This window comes from Micromonospora sp. IBSANI012 (genome assembly GCF_052814045.1).
In genome coordinates this window covers 380764-396685 of the sequence record NZ_CP199933.1, presented here as the reverse complement: position 1 = coordinate 396685, position 15922 = coordinate 380764, and the positions used below count along the sequence as shown (strand labels likewise).

The following is a 15922-nucleotide window of genomic DNA, read 5'->3' as shown; positions in this document are numbered from 1 at the left end:
ATACGGCCGGATCAGGCCCAGACCTGCTGGGGCTCGGAACGCCGCTCGGCCAGCGACGGGGCCTTGTCGTACTCCCGGACCACGTTGTAGCGGGTGTCCCGCTCGACGGGCTGGAAGCCGGCGTCCCAGATCAGGTGCAGCAGGTCGTCCCGGTGCATCGTGTTCGGGGTGCCGTACGAGTCGGCGTCGTGCGTGATCTTGTATTCCACGACCGAGCCGTCCAGGTCGTCCACCCCGAAGTTCAGCGAGAGCTGCGCGACCGAGAGACCGTGCATCACCCAGAAGTTCTTGAGGTGCGGGATGTTGTCGAAGAGCAGCCGGGAGACCGCGAAGGTCTTCAGCGACTCGGCCGGCGACGCCATCGTGGTCTGCGCCTGGATCCGGTTACGGATCTTGCCGTCCGCGGAGTCGACGAAGTCGTGCTGGTAGCGCAGCGGGATGAAGACCGCGAAGCCGCCCGTCTCGTCCTGCAGCTCGCGCAGCCGCAGCACGTGGTCGACCCGGTGCCGGGGCTCCTCGATGTGGCCGTAGAGCATCGTCGACGGGGTCTTCATGCCCTTCGAGTGGGCCAGTCGGTGGATCCGCGACCAGTCCTCCCAGTGGCACTCGTGGTCGACGATGTGCTGCCGGACCTCCCAGTCGAAGATCTCGGCGCCGCCGCCGGTCAGCGACTCCAGGCCGGCGTCCATCAGCTCGTCGAGGATCTCGTCGGCGCTCAGCCCGCTGATCTTCTCGAACCACTGCACCTCGGTGGCGGTGAAGCACTTGAGCTTGACGTTCGGCAGCGCCGCCTTCAGCTCGCGCAGCACCTTCGGGTAGTAGCGCCACGGCAGGGTGGGGTGCAGGCCGTTGACGATGTGCAGCTCGGTGAGCTGCTCGTCCTCCATCTCCTTGGCCTTGCGTACGGCCTCGTCGATGCGCATCGTGTACGCGTCCTTCTCGCCCGGCTTGCGCTGGAACGAGCAGTACGCGCAGGAGGCGGAGCAGACGTTGGTCAGGTTGAGGTGCCGGTTGACGTTGAACATCACCCGGTCGCCGTTGAGCTCGGTACGGCGGTGGTGGGCCAACCGCCCCAGCCAGGCCAGGTCGTCGCTGTCGTAGAGCGCGATCCCGTCCTCCCGGGTCAGCCGCTCACCGGCGTACACCTTCGCTTCGAGCTCGCGCTTGAGTCCGGCGTCCATCGAAAGCCACGTCCCTTCCACCTGTGGTCCCGGTCGAGCCTACGTCGGGCCCCCGACGGGCCGGCAGCACGGGCACCGCCAGCGACGTACTTCACCGGACTCTCAGGTACCCGTGACCGGGTGACGCATCGACATACCTGCCTCGGTGCGGTAAGACAGGGTGGGGCGCGACACACACTGGTAGCGTCCCGGTCGCCGCGCCCACCGTGCGCGGCACGAGCGCGCCGGACGGGGAGCGGAATGGTCGACAGCGGGCACGGGCGACGGCAGCGACGACGCAGGAGCCCGGTGATCTCGCCGGTGCTGCGTCCCGCGCTCTGGTCGGCCCTGCTCGGCGCGGTCGCCGCGATGGCCCTGGCCACCCCCGCGTACGCCGAGCCGGCGCTGCCCAACGCCGTCCCCGACACCGGCTCCCGCCCGGTGGCCACCGGCGGCCTGCGCCTGCCCGGTGCCGCCCCGGGCCTGTCCGGCGGCGTGACCGGCCTGCCCACCGGTGGGCCGACCCTGCCGGTCGGCGGGCTCGTCGCCAGCCCGCTGCTGGCCCAGATCACCGCCCTCGAGACGCAGAACGGCCAGCTCGGCGACCAGCTGCTCGGGCTCCGCCAGCAGCGCGACGACGCCCGCACGCAGCTCACCGCCGCCGAGAGTGAGCTGGCCCGGGCCCGCGACGCCCTGGCCGCCGCCCAGCAGCGCGCCGACTCCGTGGCCGCCGACGCCTTCAAGGCCGCCGCCGCCCTGCCGCCCGGCGGGATCGCCGAGGACCTCGAGGGGCTGAGCCGCCTGTCGCGGATCTCCCGCGGCGAGCAGTCCGAGGGCACCACCACCGCCGCCGCCGGCGAGCTGTCCCGCACCCGCACCGGCGAGCAGGTCGCCACCCAGGCGGTCGCCTCCGCGCAGGACCGGGTCCGCCGGGCGGAGGAGCAGTTCACCGCGGTGGAGAAGGCGCTGCGGGAGAACGAGCGGAAGCTGGTCAAGCTCCGCGCGGACAACCAGGCCCAGCTGATCGAGCTGGAACGGCAGCAGGAGGCCGCCGAGCAGAAGCTCGGTGCCGCGTACGTCGAGGGGCAGAGCACCACCGGCCTGATCGCCAGCCCGCAGGCCCTCGCCGCCGTCCGGTACGCGCTGGCGCAGCTCGGCGACCCGTACCTCTGGTCGGCCGAGGGGCCGGACCGGTTCGACTGCTCCGGTCTGATGTGGGCGGCGTACCGCTCGGCCGGCTACTACGACCTGCCCCGCGTCTCCCGGGACCAGTACTACGCCACCCGGGCCCGCTCGGTGGACCGCAGTGCCCTGCTCCCCGGCGACCTGCTCTTCTTCGCCTCGGGCAGCAGCTGGACGACCATCCACCACGTCGGCATGTACATCGGCGGCGGCAAGATGGTGCAGGCACCGTCCACCGGCGACGTCGTCAAGATCTCCACGGTCCGGTGGTCCGGCCTGTACGCCGCCACCCGGGTCGTCGGGGCGGTACCCGCGCCGGCCACCCCGGCGCCGCCGCCCGTCACGCCCACCACGCCGGCCCCCCGGCCGACAGGGTCGACGTCGCCGAAGCCGACCACCCCGGCGCCGAAGCCCACCTCCACGAAGGTGCCCACCCGGCCGCCGACCACGCCCACCACGCCGCCGGCGTCGCCGTCGCCGTCGCAGAGCCCGTCGCCGTCGCCAACCCCGTCGGACGCGGACTCGGGCGCGCCGAGCCCGACGACCAGCAGCGCGGAGCCGAGCACCGCGCCGAGCAGCCTGGCCCCGGAGAGCAGCGCCCCGGCGTCGACCTCGGCCTCGGCCTCGGCGAGCACCGGCGCCTGACCCGGCGCGATCCCGCCGACACCCGCCCGGTAGGCGCTCCGGCTGTGCCGGCGGGGAGGAATGTGGCACCGTGACATCCAGGCACATCCGCACCCGGTGTCACGGGTGCGGGTGCGAGCGCGGCGCGGAGGGCGAGCATGGGCGAGCGACAGATTCCGGCGGAGACCGTCGACCGCGGATCCGTGCCCGAACCGGCCGCCCCGACCGGCCCCGCCCCGACCGGACGCTCCGAGGTAGACGGGCCGCAGGCGGACGTCGCGTCGACCGCGCCCGACGCCGCCCCGGATGCCCCGCCGGCCGCGTCCGACGCCGGGTCGGCAGCGGACCGCTCGGGAGGAAGCGCGGACGCGCCGCCGGCCGTGTCCCAGCCGTCGCCGTCCGCCGTGCCCGCCCGCGCCCGGGCCAGCGTCGCCACCGTGACCGCGCCACCGCAGGACGGCCACCTGCCGGGGCCGCCCGCCGCCGGCACCACCTACCGGGCCGGCGCGCCGGAGAGCGCCCCGGCCGGCGGGGAGAGCGCCGTCGACCGGGCCGAGGGTTCCGGCTGGGCACGCGTCCCGACCGGCTCCGCGCCCGTGGTGGGCGCCGCGCCGGTACCCGGGCAGCGCGGCAGTGGCTCGACGCCGGGCACCCGGGCCAGCGCCTCCGTCCCGGGGCTGAGCCGAATCTCGGCCGAGGAGGCCACCGCCGGTGCGGCCGACGCGATCGCCCGGGCCGGTGGCGGAGCCGCCACGGTCTACCGGTCGACGCCGGTCAACCCGGAACCGCCCGAGCCCGCCCAGCCCCCGGAGCCGGCCCAGCCGCCCACCCCGCCGACGCCCGAGCCGGAGCCCGCACCGGCCCCGGAGCCGCCGCCCAGGCCGGAGCCCGCGCCCACGCCCGCCCCGCCCGCACCGACGCCGACCCCGGAGCCGCCGGCGCCCGGGCCGTTCCCCCCGCCGGTGCCCCCGCTGCCGCGCCCGACCCCGCCCGGTCCGCGCCCGACCCCGCCCGGACCGGTTCCGCCCGTGCCCGGCCCGCCGGTACCCCCGCCCGGGCCGGCGGTGCCCCCGCCGCCGCCCCCGCCGGGCCCGATGCCGGCCCCGCCGTTCCCGCCGCCGCCGGCCATGCCGGGTGCGGGCACGCCGGTCTCCGCCCCGCCCGCCGCCGCGCCGCAGTTCCGGGCCGCCGCCCAGGTCTCCGCGCCACCCGCCCGGGCCGCCGCGCCCGTCGCGGCCCCGCCGGCGGCGCCGGTCCGGCCGGCGTCGGCCCCGCCGGCCGTCGAGCGCCCCGCCTGGGGTACGCCGGCCGCCGGCGGCCTCGGCCGGCCCGGTACGCCCTACCGGGGCGGCCCGGACCTGGCCAGCACCGTCTACGGCGGCACCGAGGGGCCCGGCTTCGCCACGGTCTCCTTCCCGGCCGGCAACCCGCTGGAGAACTCCGGCTCGCTGACCGGGCACATCCTGGCCCAGGGCTGGGCCGACACGCCCGCCGAACGGTCCCGCACCACCCGCGTGGTGGTCGTCCTGGCCGCCTCGCTGGGGCTGCTGGTGGCGATCAGCGTGCTGGTCGTCCTGCTCGCCAACGACGCCATGGACGGCCTGGTGGGCAACATCCTGAACAAGTGAACGTGGGCGGTCCGGGCCACGCCGTCCGGGTTGCGGGCGTACGCGGGGCGAGGGTGAGCCCGCCCACTACCCCCTCGCGATCGACTGGCGGCGTCGCCGGGCCGCCGTACACTTGTGGAGATCACTGACCCGGCGCGCGTGGTGCGCGCCCATGGGCGATCTTGCGGGCGATTCGGCGGCGTGCAGCCGCAGCGGGCCATCGCGAAGATGCGCCCCGCTCGAAAGGCATTTCTTGACCACCTTCGCTGACCCCGGCACCACTCCGTCCGTCCTCGACCCGACCGTCGGGGACACCCCCGCCGCCGACGTCGACTTCGCCGACCTCGGCCTGCCCCGGCCGCTGGTCGAGGCGCTCGCCCGACAGGGCATCACCACCCCGTTCGAGATCCAGCGGGCCACGATGCCCGACGCGCTCGCCGGCCGGGACGTGCTCGGCCGGGGCCAGACCGGCTCCGGCAAGACCCTCGCCTTCGGGCTGCCGCTGATCGCCCGGCTCGCCGACCGCAACCGGGCCCGTGCGCTGCACCCCCGGGCCCTGGTGCTGGTCCCCACCCGGGAACTCGCCATGCAGGTCAACGACGCCCTGATGCCGCTCGGCAAGGCCGTCGGCATCTTCCTCAAGACCGCCGTCGGCGGCGTGCCGTACGACCGGCAGATCGACGCGCTGCGCCGTGGCGTCGAGATCGTCGTGGCCACCCCGGGCCGGCTCGGCGACCTGATCAACCGGGGCGTGTGCCAGCTGGACGACGTCGAGGTGACCGTCCTCGACGAGGCCGACCAGATGGCCGACATGGGCTTCCTGCCCGAGGTGACCCAGCTGCTGGCGAAGACGCCGGCGGGCGGCCAGCGGCTGCTCTTCTCGGCCACTCTGGACGGTGACGTGGACTCGCTGGTCAAGCGGTTCATGACCGACCCGGTGACCCACTCGACCGCCCCGTCGACCGCGTCGGTGTCCACCATGGACCACCACATGCTGCTGATCCCGCCGCACGACAAGTTCGCGGTGGCGGCGTCCATCGCGGCCCGCGACGGCCGGACCATGCTCTTCGCGCGTACCCAGCTCGGGGTGGACCGGCTGGTCGAGCAGCTCGCCGCGGTGGGCGTACGGGCCGGTGGCCTGCACGGTGGCAAGACCCAGCGGATGCGTACCAAGACGCTGGCCGAGTTCCGCGAGGGCCGGATGAACGTCCTGGTCGCCACGGACGTGGCCGCCCGGGGCATCCACGTCGACGGGGTCTCCCTGGTGCTGCACATCGACCCGCCGAAGGACCCGAAGGACTACCTGCACCGCGCGGGCCGTACCGCCCGGGCCGGCGAGTCCGGCGCGGTAGCGACCCTGGTGCTGCCCAAGCAGCGCCGCACCACGCTGGCGATGATGGAGAAGGCCGGCGTCGCGCCGGCCGAGACCCGGGTCCGCGTCGGCGACCCGGCCCTGGCCGAGCTGACCGGTGCCCGCGAGCCCAGCGGCGTCCCGGTCCGCGAGGAGCCGGAGCCGCGCCGCGCCGCCGGGCAGCGCCGCTACGGCGACCGCCCGGACCGGGGCGAGCGGCGCTACGGCGACCGGCCGACCGGCGAGCGCCGGTTCGGTGACCGGGACGGGCGCGGCGAGCGCTTCGGCGAGCGCCGCTTCGACCGCCCAGCGGGCGAGCGTTCCTTCGGCGACCGTGGCCAGCGCGGCTTCGACGGCCGGAGCGACCGCCCGGCCGGCGAGCGTTCCTTCGGCGACCGTGGCCAGCGCGGCTTCGACGGCCGCACCGACCGTCCGGCCGGCGAGCGTTCCTTCGGCGACCGTGGCCAGCGCGGCTTCGGCGACCGCACCGACCGTCCGGCCGGCGAGCGTTCCTTCGGCGACCGGGGCGACCGGGGTTACACCGACCGCCCCCAGGGCGAGCGGCGCTACGGCGACCGCGACGGGCGCGGCGAGCGCTTCGGTGAGCGCCGCTTCGACGGCCGGAGCGACCGCCCGGCGGGCGAGCGTTCCTTCGGTGACCGGGGCGAGCGACGCTTCGACGGCCGGAGCGACCGGCCGGCCGGCGACCGCTCGTTCGGCGACCGGGGCCAGCGCGGCTTCGGCGAGCGCACCGACCGGCCGGCCGGCGAGCACCGCTACGCCGACCGCGGCGAGCGCTTCGGCGACCGGCCGCAGGGCGAGCGGCGCTTCGGCGGCGAGCAGCGCGGCACCGAGCGCCGGGGCGGGTTCCGCCCCGAGGTGCGAGGCGACGACCGGCCGCGCGACGACCGGCGTGGCTTCGGCGGCCGGCCGCCGGCGCGTACCCACTGATCCGTCCGACCATCCGGAACGCCGTCGCGGAGCTCGCGCTCCGCGGCGGCGTTTCCGCATGCGCTGCCGGTGTCGGCCGGCTGGCGTAACGTCCGAATCATGCCGAGGTCACTCTTCTGGAGCCGGACGGACATCGCCGGTGCCGAGCACGCCGTCCTGGACGACGGCCCCGGGTTCGTCGCGCACGGCACCCAGGTCGCCGTGGACCCCATCCCCTGGACGTGCCGCTACCAGCTGACCGCCGGCGCGGACGGGGCCACCAGGTCGCTGGAGGTGACGGCCGAGGGGGCGGGCTGGTCGCGGCGGGTGAAGCTGGAGCGCGGCGCGGACGGCTGGCGGGTGACCACCGCCGAGCAGGGCGACCTCGACGCGGCGCTGCGGGCCGCCGGGCAGCCACCGGCCGGGCTGCCGGGCGCCGACGACCCGGACCGGCTGTACGACGCCCTCGACGTCGACCTGAGCGGGTCGCCGCTCTTCAACGCCCTGCCGGTCCGGCGGCTCGGCCTGACCGGGGCGACGCCGGACCTCCCGCACACGGTCACCGTGGCGTGGGTGCTGGCGCCGAGCCTGGAGGTGGTCCCCGCCGAGCAGGTCTACACCCCGCTCGGGCCGGGGCGGGTCCGGTTCGCCAGCGACGGCTTCCGGGCCGAGCTGACCCTCGACGCCGACGGCCTGGTGCTGCACTATCCCGGGCTGGCCGAGCGGGTCGACGCCCGCTGAGCCGGCCGGTTCAGGCCGGCCAGGCGCCGCTGTCGAGGAACCGTTCGATCGTGGCCAGGTGCGGGGCCAGGTCCAGCCCCTGCGCGGCCACCCAGTCGTCGTCGTAGTAGGTGCGGGCGTACCGGTCGCCGGCGTCGCAGATCAGGGTGACCACCGAGCCGGTCCGCCCGGCGGCGAGCATCTCGGCGATCAGTCCGAAGGCACCCCACAGGTTGGTGCCGGTGGAGCCGCCGACCCGGCGGCCGAGCACGGCCGAGCCGGCGCGCATGGCGGCCAGCGAGGCGGCGTCCTGGACCTGGGTCATCCGGTCCACCACCGAGGGCAGGAAGGACGCCTCGACGGTCGGCCGTCCGATCCCCTCGATCCGCGAGCCGCGACCGGTGCGTACCGACCAGTCGGCGGCCTGCCAGGCCGGGTAGAACGCCGAGTTCTCCGGGTCGACCACGCAGAGCTTGGTGGGCAGCCGCCGGTAGCGGGCGTACCGGCCGATGGTGGCGCTGGTGCCGCCGGTGCCGGCGCCCACCACGACCCAGGCCGGGATCGGGTGCCGCTCCAGCGAGAGCTGCGCGTAGATCGACTCGGCGATGTTGTTGTTGCCCCGCCAGTCGGTGGCCCGCTCGGCGTAGGTGAACTGGTCCATGAAGTGCCCGCCACTGTCCTCGGCCAGCCAGCGCGCCTCGATCACCACCTTGGCCGGGTCCTCGACCAGGTGGCAACGCCCGCCGTGGAACTCGATCTGGGCGATCTTCTCGGGCGAGGTGGAGGCGGGCATCACCGCCACGAACGGCAGCTCCAGCATCCGGGCGAAGTACGCCTCGGAGACCGCCGTGGAGCCGGAGGACGCCTCGATGATGGTGGTCTCCGGGCCGATCCAGCCGTTGCAGAGCCCGTAGAGGAAGAGCGAGCGGGCCAGCCGGTGCTTGAGCGAGCCGGTGGGGTGGACCGACTCGTCCTTGAGATAGAGGTCGATCCCCCAGGCCCGGGGCAGCGGAAAGGGCAGCAGGTGGGTGTCGGCGGAACGGTTGGCGTCCGCCTCGACCGCGGCGATCGCCTCGGTCACCCACGTCCGGCTGGCCTCGTCGCACCGGTCGAGATGAGTCACGCCGGCAACGTTACAAGTGAGCTCAGCTCCCGTCCGGCCCGACCCGGTGCCGCTGCCGGCGCTGCCCGGCCCGCCCGACGGCCCGGACCACCGGGGTCAGCGCGAGCGCCAGCCGCGGCAGCGCGTCCAGCAGCCGTACCTGCGCGCCGCGCCAGCGCGGCAGGCTGACCACCGGGCGGGGGTGGCGGGCCAGCCGGGCGGCCCGCGCCGCGACCCGCTGCGGGGTCAGCATCGTCCCGGTGAAGGAGGCCAGCGCCCCCGGGTCGTCGAGCCGGTCGTGCAGCATCGGCGTCCAGATCCCGTCCGGGCACAGGCACGACACGTGTACGTCGGTCAGGCCGGCCATCCGCAGGTCGGCCAGGGTGCCGAGGCTGAACGCCAGCAGCGCGTGCTTGCTGGCCGCGTAGACGGTCTCGCCGGGCGCGGCGATCAGCCCGGCGAGGGAGACGACGTTGAGCACGTGCCCGTGCCCCTGCGCGCGCATCACGGCCAGCGCGGCCAGGGTGCCGGTCATCGCGCCGAGCGCGTTCACCTCGACCACCCGTCGCCGGGTCGCCGCGTCGTGCTCCCAGGACGGCCCGGTGACCAGGATGCCGGCGTTGTTGACCCAGAGCCCGAGCCCGCCGGCCGTCCCGCCGGCCGCCTCGGCGGCGACCTCGGCGCAGGCCGCCTCGTCGCGCACGTCCAGCGCCCGGGACCAGCCACCGAGCGGCGCGGCGGCGGTGGCGACCGCGCCGGCGTCCAGGTCGGTCAGGAGTACCGCCCAGCCGTCGGCGTGCAGCGCGGCGGCGATGGCCCGGCCCAGCCCACCGGCCGCACCGGTGACCACGGCGGCGCCGCGTACGGGGGTCGTCATCGGCGCAAGGTATCGCCGCCGGGCGGGCGACGCCAGAGCCGGACGGTCAGCTTCCGGGCGTCCCGAGCGGCTGCGGGCGGTTCTCCCACTTGGTCGACAGGGCGATGCCGGTGCGGGTGGACGCCACGCCCGGGGTGCGGTTGAGCCGCACGATCAGCGCCTCCAGCTCGGCGATCGTGCCGACCCGCGCCTTCAGCAGGAAGGACTCGACGCCGGCCATGAAGTAGCAGGACTCGATCTCGGGCATCTGGCGGAACGCCTCCAGCACGTCGTCGGTGTCCCCGCCGGAGTCCTCGACGATGCCGATCAGCGCGGTCACGCCGAGCCCGACCGCCTCCGGCTCCACCTCCGCCCGGTACGCCCGGATCACGCCGCCGGACTCCAGCTTGCCGACCCGCTCGTGCACGGCCGGGGCGGACAGGCCGACCTGCCGGGCGAGTTCGGCGTACGACAGTCGGGCGTTGCCGCGCAGCAGGTCGACGAGGCTCAGGTCGATGGCGTCCACGAAGGGTGACCTTAGCTTCCCGGGCGTAACGCCCGATGCCCGGCATCCGTTGAACATGACAACACGTAACTATTTACGGACTCAGTGTGATGGAGGGCGGACCCGGGTAATATTTCCTAACTTCCCACTCAGTGCGTTTTTCGCGTTTGGCGGACAGGCCAGGTCGCTGGTGCTGTAATTGCCATACGTCCCTCATGACGGCTCTGGGCTCGCACCGGCCGGGGGCAGTGTGTTCAGCCGGGGGCTTCGTCGACGCGAGGAGGGGGCTGTGGACACTGGAGATCGCCTGCTGACACCGGGTGAGGTTGCCGCGTTGTTTCGGGTTGACCCGAAGACAGTGACGCGTTGGGCGGCGGCCGGCCGGATCGGCAGCATCCGGACTCCAGGCGGGCATCGCCGGTTTCGGGAATCCGAGGTGCGGGCCCTGCTGGAAGGGGAGGGCATGCTGGACGAGGCGGAGGACATCGGCAAGCCGCGCAATGTCGGCCCCGCCGCCTCGACCGGACCGGGGCCGGCCAACGCCGGGATGTACTGAATGGTGCGAGACGGATCGCGGGCCGGCCGACAGGTCCGGTCCGCGCCCGTCTGAGGTGAGCTTCCGCTTCGCTACGACCGGTCGGCGGCCAACTGCCCCGACCACCGCCGGAACAACGTGTGCGGCACGCCCAGCGCGTCCAGCACCTTGCCGGCCACGAAGTCGACCAGCTGCTGTGCGGTGGCCGAGGCGCCGGAGCCGTAGAAGCCCGGACTGGCCGGCAGCACCACCGCCCCGCCGTCGTGCAGCGCGATCAGGTGTTCCAGGTGGCTGCGGGTCACCGGCGTCTCCCGGGGCACCACCACCACCGGCCGGCGCTCCTTGAGGTTGACCTCGGCCGCGCGCTGCAACAGGTCCTTGGAGAGCCCGATGGCGATGCCGGCGCAGGCGGCCGTGCTCGCCGGCACCACCGCCATCCCGCGTACCCGGTAGGAGCCGCTGCTGGGGCCGGCGGCGATGTCGCCGGCCGGCCAGTGCCGCACGTCGGCGTCGGCGAGGTCCCGGCCCAGCCAGGCGGCCAGGTCCTCGGCCCAGTGGCCGTCCCGGAACGGGCGGCCGGTCTCGTCGAGCACGGTCAGCCGGGCGGCCCGGGAGACGATCAGGTCCACCGGCTCGCCGGCGTCGAGCAGCCCGTTGACGACCGCCGCCGCGTACGGGGTGCCGGACGCGCCGGAGACCCCGACCACCCATGGTTCGCGCATGTCGTCCAGCCTGCCTGGTCGACGCCGCACCCCGCCCGGCGACCCCCCGACCGCTGCGCTGCGTGTCGCCGGGGTACCCCGCTGTGCGCCGGGACGGCGGGGGCGCGGCGGACCTGCCATGCTGCCGTCGGCGGCCCACGCCGCACGGGAAGGGATCGAGCCATGGTCGAGGAGGTGCTCCGGTCGCTGCGGGCCGGGTGCCCGATCCCGCCCCGGCTCTCGCCGTACGCGGACCCGGTGCAGGAGTGGCTGCTCGACCGGCTGCCCCGGCTGGGCGTACCGCTGGACGGGACCGCCCGGGAGCGGCTGGACCGGGCCGGCTTCGCCCGGTACGCGGGCCGGCTCTACCCGGACGCCACCGAGCCGGACCTGCGTACCCTGGCCGCCCTGTTCACCTGGTTCTTCCTGGTCGACGACGCCTGCGACGGGCCGGACCGGCTCGCGCCGGAGCAGATCAGGGCGCTGCGGGCCGGGGCGTTGAGCCTGCTGCGGGACGGCCCACGCCGGCGGCATCCCGGGTTCGGCGGGCCGCTGCGCCGGCTGCTGGTCGACGCCTGGCGGGTGCCCCGGCGCCGGATGCCGGCCCGCTGGCGGCTGCGCTTCGCCGACGCGGTCGCCGACCACCTGGACGGCACGTGGCGGGAGTCGGTCGCCAAGGACCTCGGGCGGCGCCCCTCGGTGGCCGAGTACGTGGAGCTGCGCCGGGCGACGTCGGCGGCGTACGTCTCGTACCCGCTGATCGAGTTCGCCACCGGGCGGCCGTTGCCCGACCCGGTCTACCACCACCCGGCGCTGCGCCGGATCGGCGAGCTCGGCAACGACCTGCTCTCCTGGTACAACGACCTCGCCTCGCTGGAGCGGGACCGGGCCACCTCGGGCGGGCACAACCTGGTGCTGGCGGTGGCCGGCGAGCGGGGGGTGCCGCTGGACACCGCCGTGGACCTGATCGCCGAGCGCTGGCGGGCGGCGATGGACCACTTCGTCGCGCTCCGCGCCGACGTGCCGTCGTTCGGCCCCGCCCTCGACCCGGCCGTCACCACCCACCTCGCCGGCGTCGCCAACGCCGTCCGCGGCACCGTCGACTGGACCCTGGACAGCGCCCGCTACCCCACCCCCTGACCCGGCCGCACTTTCCCGGAAAGAGTGGCCTCCGCGCGGGAAATGGCCACTCTTTCCGGGAAAGTGCGCAGACCTTGGGCGGGGTGGGGTCGGTCAGGGGTGGAGGTGGAGGCGGATGGTGAGGTCGAGCAGGGCGAAGAGGAAGAGGGCGATGCCGACGAAGCCGTTCGCGGTGAAGAACGCCCGATTGACCTTGCTCAGGTCGGTGGGGCTGACCACCACGTGCTGGTAGCCGAAGGCGAGGGCGGTGAACGCCAGGCCGATCCACCACAGCCAGCCGAAGCCGACCAGCGCGCCGAACCAGATGAACAGCGCGAAGGTGACCACGTGCGCGACGGTGGAGGCGTGCAGCGCGAAGCGCAGGCCGTACCGGGCCGGGACGCTGTGCACGCCGATCTCCCGGTCGACGTCGGCGTCCTGGCAGGCGTAGATCAGGTCGAAGCCGCCGATCCAGAGCCCCACCGCCGCGCCGAGCAGCCAGGCCGGCCAGGAGCCGTCCAGGGTGCCGGTGACCGCGAGCCAGGCGCCGACCGGGCCGACCGCCTGGGCGATCGCCAGGATGGCGTGCGGCCAGTTGGTGAACCGCTTGCCGTAGGGGTAGACGACCAGCGGGATCACCGCGAGCGGCGCGAGCACCAGGCAGAGCGGGTTGAGCAGCGACGCGGCGGCCAGGAAGACCACCAGCGCGACGGCCGCGCCGGTCCAGGCCGTGCGCACGCTCACCGCCCCGGTGACCAGTTCCCGGTTCGCGGTACGCGGGTTCCGGGCGTCGATCCGCCGGTCGAGGATGCGGTTGGCGGCCATCGCGAACGTCCGCGCCCCGACCATCGCCACGGTGATCAGCAGCAGGTCGAGCCAGCGCACCCGGCCGCCGTCGACCCGCATCGCGGTCAGCGCCGACAGGTACGCGAAGGGCAGCGCGAAGACCGAGTGCTCGATCGCGACGAGCTTGAGGAACGACTTGATCCGGCCCGGCTTCTCGGCCGGCGCGTCGAGCACCGCCATCAGATCCCGTATTCCTTCCAGCGCTTGTCGACCAGGGAGGCGACCTCCGGCGACATGGTCATCTCCTCCGGCCAGCCCCGGGTGTAGCCCTCGGCGGGCAGCTTGCGGGTCGCGTCGACGCCGGCCTTGCCGCCCCAGAACTGCTGGTACGACGAGTGGTCGAGGTGGTCCACCGGGCCCTCGGTGAGCAGCAGGTCGCGGGCGTAGTCGACGTTGCCGAAGGCGCGGAAGGCGACCTCGTTGTAGTCGTGCACGTCGCAGTCCTCGTCGACGATCACGATCAGCTTGGTCAGCGACATCAGGTGCGCGCCCCAGATCGCGTTCATCACCTTCTGCGCGTGCTTCGGGTAGCGCTTACGGATCGACACGATCGCGCAGTTGTGGAACACCCCGGCGGCCGGCAGGTCGTAGTCGACGATGTCCGGGATCAGCAGCTTGAGCAGCGGCTGGAAGATCCGCTCGGTGGCCTTGCCCAGGCCGTGGTCCTCCTGCGGCGGCTTGGAGGTGACGATCGAGTGGTAGACCGGGTCGCGCTGCATGGTCATCGCCTCGATGTGCAGCACCGGGAACGGCTCGACCGGGGTGTAGAAGCCGGTGTGGTCGCCGAACGGCCCCTCGGGCAGCCGCTCGCCGGGCTCCAGGTAGCCCTCCAGCACGATCTGGGCGTGCGCGGGCACCTGCAACGGCACGGTGAGGCAGTCGACCATCTCGACCCGCTCGCCGCGCAGGAAGCCGGCGAACAGGTACTCGTCGATGTCGCCGGGGAGCGGGGCGCTCGCCGCGTAGCTGACCACCGGGTCGCAGCCGATGGCGACGGCCACCGGCAGCCGCTGCCCGAGCCGCTCGGCGACGGCGTGGTGCGCGGTGGAGTCCTTGTGGATCTGCCAGTGCATGCCCAGCGTGTTGCGGCTGTGCTGCTGGAGACGGTAGAGCCCGAGGTTGCGCTTGCCGGTCTCCGGGTGCTTGGTGTGGGTCAGCCCGTAGTTGTGGAAGATCCCGCCGTCGCCGGGCCAGACCTGGAGACCGGGCAGCCGGTTCAGGTCCACGTCGTCGCCGCGGTAGACCACCTGCTGGCAGGGCGCGGTCTTCACCTTGCGCGGCGGCACCGACTTGAGCTGCATGACCTTGCCCAGGCCCTCGCGGATGCCGGACCAGCCGACCGGCAGCTCCGGCTTGACCAGCGCGCCGATCCGGTCGCCGATCTCGTCCAGCGACTCGACGCCGAGCGCCATCGCCATCCGCTTCTCGGTGCCGAAGAGGTTGATCGCCACCGGCATCTCGCCCCGGGTGGGCCGCTCGAAGAGCAGCGCCGGGCCGCCCGCCCGGACGGTCCGGGTGACCACCTCGCTGATCTCCAGCGTCGGGTCGACCGGGACGCTCACCCGCCGCAGCTCACCCGCGCGCTCCAGCGCCGCGAGGAAGTCCTTGAGATCGGTGTACGGGAAGCCACGAGCCGCCATGCCGCCAGTCTCCCGCACCCCGGGACGCCCCGCCCACGCCGGGTCGGCCCGGCCGGTGTGCGTCTCCCCACGGCTGCGCTGGCGGAGCGCCCACGCCGAGGCGTCCCGCCGGCATGGTCGGCGGTCGGCCGGGTAGTCGAGCCGCTGGTCGAGACGGGGAGCGAGGATGGGCGACGGACGGGTTCCGGCGGGATTCACCGAGCAGCGGGCGCAGGTCGGCGACGTGACGGTGAACTACGTGCGCGGCGGCAGCGGACCCACCCTGGTGCTGCTGCACGGCTATCCGCAGTGCTGGCGCATGTGGCGTCACCTGCTGCCCGAGCTGGAGCGCTCGTACGAGGTGGTGGCGCCCGACCTGCGCGGCTTCGGCGACAGTGACGCCCCGCTCGACGGGTACGACAAGAAGACCCTCGCCGCCGACCTGCACGGGTTGCTGACGGGACTCGGCCTGACCGGCGACGTCCGGCTGGTCGGCCACGACCTGGGCACCATGGTCGCCTACGCCTACGCCGCGGCCCATCCCGACGAGGTGTCCCGGCTGGTGCTGACCGAGGCGCCGATCCCGGACGAGAGCATCTACGCGTTCCCCGCGCTCAGCACCGCCGGGCCGGCGGTGTGGAACTTCGGCTTCTTCAACGTCACCAATGGGCTGCCGGAGCAGCTGGCCGCCGGCCGCGAGGCGCTCTGGGTGGACCGCTTCACCGACTCGATCATGGTGAACAAGGGCAGCCTCGGGCCGGAGGACATCGAGGAGTACGCCGGGCACCTGCGCGAACCGGCCCACCTGCGGGCCAGCTTCGCGTACTTCCGTGCGTTCGGGCAGGACATCGCGGACAACGCGGCGTACCGGGCGACGAAGCTGCCCATGCCGGTGCTCGCCGTCGGTGCCCGGGCCAGCCTCGGCGAGCAGGTTGGCGACCAGGCACGCCGCTACGCCGACGCGGTCACCGCCGAGGTGGTCGAGGACTGCGGCCACTGGCTCTTCGAGGAGCGGCCGGCGGAGATGGCCGCCCTGGTACTGCCGTTCCTGCGCGGCTGAGCCCA

The 15922-nt window shown here is 74.4% G+C and carries 14 protein-coding genes; 7 read left to right on the top strand and 7 right to left on the bottom strand.

Annotated elements, in window-relative coordinates; all coding sequences use genetic code 11:
• Positions 1-11 precede the first annotated feature (11 nt).
• Positions 12-1181 carry an aminofutalosine synthase MqnE gene (gene mqnE, locus ACTWM8_RS01965; protein WP_446212291.1) on the bottom strand — a complete coding sequence of 390 codons (1170 nt, stop codon included), beginning with the start codon at positions 1179-1181 and terminating at the stop codon, positions 12-14.
• Positions 1182-1421: 240 nt separating this feature from the next.
• On the opposite strand from mqnE, the gene ACTWM8_RS01960 reads away from it, so the two are divergent.
• From ACTWM8_RS01960 to ACTWM8_RS01945, 4 genes are all read left to right on the top strand, one after another.
• Positions 1422-2987, top strand: coding sequence for an NlpC/P60 family protein (locus ACTWM8_RS01960; RefSeq protein ID WP_446212290.1), 1566 nt, complete (start codon positions 1422-1424; stop codon positions 2985-2987).
• 137 nt (positions 2988-3124) lie between these two features.
• Complete coding sequence (locus ACTWM8_RS01955) at positions 3125-4594, top strand: hypothetical protein (RefSeq protein ID WP_446212289.1); 1470 nt, start codon at positions 3125-3127, stop codon at positions 4592-4594.
• Positions 4595-4826: 232 nt separating this feature from the next.
• Complete coding sequence (locus tag ACTWM8_RS01950; RefSeq protein WP_446212288.1) at positions 4827-6875, top strand: DEAD/DEAH box helicase; 2049 nt, start codon at positions 4827-4829, stop codon at positions 6873-6875.
• A gap of 99 nt (positions 6876-6974) precedes the next feature.
• Positions 6975-7595: a putative glycolipid-binding domain-containing protein gene (locus tag ACTWM8_RS01945; RefSeq protein ID WP_441143126.1), complete on the top strand. Its 621-nt coding sequence runs from the start codon at positions 6975-6977 to the stop codon at positions 7593-7595.
• A gap of 10 nt (positions 7596-7605) precedes the next feature.
• Here ACTWM8_RS01945 and ACTWM8_RS01940 read toward each other — a convergent pair whose 3' ends face one another.
• The 3 genes from ACTWM8_RS01940 to ACTWM8_RS01930 are packed head-to-tail and all read right to left on the bottom strand — an operon-like array spanning position 7606 to position 10058.
• Positions 7606-8697, bottom strand: a complete 1092-nt coding sequence (locus tag ACTWM8_RS01940; protein WP_446212287.1) for a PLP-dependent cysteine synthase family protein — start codon at positions 8695-8697, stop codon at positions 7606-7608.
• Positions 8698-8719: 22 nt separating this feature from the next.
• Complete coding sequence (locus tag ACTWM8_RS01935) at positions 8720-9553, bottom strand: SDR family NAD(P)-dependent oxidoreductase (protein WP_446212286.1); 834 nt, start codon at positions 9551-9553, stop codon at positions 8720-8722.
• A 46-nt stretch (positions 9554-9599) separates the two neighbouring features.
• On the bottom strand, positions 9600-10058 hold the full coding sequence (locus ACTWM8_RS01930; protein WP_357606926.1) for an Lrp/AsnC family transcriptional regulator: 459 nt from the start codon (positions 10056-10058) through the stop codon (positions 9600-9602).
• A 268-nt stretch (positions 10059-10326) separates the two neighbouring features.
• On the opposite strand from ACTWM8_RS01930, the gene ACTWM8_RS01925 reads away from it, so the two are divergent.
• Positions 10327-10593 (top strand): BldC family transcriptional regulator, encoded by a 267-nt coding sequence (locus ACTWM8_RS01925; protein ID WP_204925734.1) that lies wholly within the window; start codon positions 10327-10329, stop codon positions 10591-10593.
• Positions 10594-10664: 71 nt separating this feature from the next.
• Here the strand turns inward: ACTWM8_RS01925 and ACTWM8_RS01920 are convergent, their stop codons facing one another.
• The gene (locus ACTWM8_RS01920; protein ID WP_446212285.1) at positions 10665-11294 is read right to left on the bottom strand and encodes a UbiX family flavin prenyltransferase; all 630 of its coding nucleotides are present in this window, start codon (positions 11292-11294) and stop codon (positions 10665-10667) included.
• A 162-nt stretch (positions 11295-11456) separates the two neighbouring features.
• Here ACTWM8_RS01920 and ACTWM8_RS01915 point away from each other — a divergent pair, with 162 nt between their 5' ends.
• The gene (locus ACTWM8_RS01915) at positions 11457-12413 is read left to right on the top strand and encodes a terpene synthase family protein (RefSeq protein WP_446212284.1); all 957 of its coding nucleotides are present in this window, start codon (positions 11457-11459) and stop codon (positions 12411-12413) included.
• Positions 12414-12506: 93 nt separating this feature from the next.
• Here ACTWM8_RS01915 and mqnP read toward each other — a convergent pair whose 3' ends face one another.
• Together mqnP and ACTWM8_RS01905 are read right to left on the bottom strand one after the other, a co-directional pair.
• Positions 12507-13418 (bottom strand): menaquinone biosynthesis prenyltransferase MqnP, encoded by a 912-nt coding sequence (mqnP, locus tag ACTWM8_RS01910; protein WP_446212283.1) that lies wholly within the window; start codon positions 13416-13418, stop codon positions 12507-12509.
• Positions 13418-14878, bottom strand: a complete 1461-nt coding sequence (locus ACTWM8_RS01905; RefSeq protein WP_210778277.1) for a menaquinone biosynthesis decarboxylase — start codon at positions 14876-14878, stop codon at positions 13418-13420. Before ACTWM8_RS01905 ends, mqnP begins: the two co-directional genes overlap by 1 nt.
• 166 nt (positions 14879-15044) lie before the next feature.
• Here ACTWM8_RS01905 and ACTWM8_RS01900 point away from each other — a divergent pair, with 166 nt between their 5' ends.
• Entirely contained in the window at positions 15045-15917 is an 873-nt protein-coding gene (locus ACTWM8_RS01900; protein WP_446212282.1) for an alpha/beta fold hydrolase, read from the top strand.
• Positions 15918-15922 lie beyond the last annotated feature (5 nt).